General features: G+C 33.8%; 1 pseudogene. It reads left to right on the top strand.

Features of this window, described 5'->3' with window-relative positions:
• A pseudogene (locus tag FNN09_RS21270) lies at positions 1-263 on the top strand (arylsulfatase); the annotation flags it as partial.
• Between the last annotated feature and the right edge of the window lie 18 nt (positions 264-281).

Raw genomic sequence — 281 nt, 5'->3', positions numbered from 1 at the left:
GTAAACCTCAACAAGAACATGAGTATTTATATTGGGAGTTTTATGAACGGGGAGGAAGTCAGGCTATACGTAAGGGTAACTGGAAATTAGTTCGAACAAAAGTGTTTAAACCTAGTCAAACAGTCACTGAGTTGTTTGATATAGAAAAAGACCCTGAAGAAACAACTGATCTTTCCAATGAATACCCGCAAATTGTAAGTGAACTTGAGGAATTAGCAAAAGTTACACGTACAGATTCTGATATTTTCAAATTCAAAAATTAATAAAAGCTCAGATATGAA

Origin of the sequence: Carboxylicivirga sp. M1479 (genome assembly GCF_007097485.1) — a bacterium.
Taxonomy (GTDB): domain Bacteria; phylum Bacteroidota; class Bacteroidia; order Bacteroidales; family Marinilabiliaceae; genus Carboxylicivirga.
This window is presented reverse-complemented; position numbering and strand designations above follow the sequence as displayed.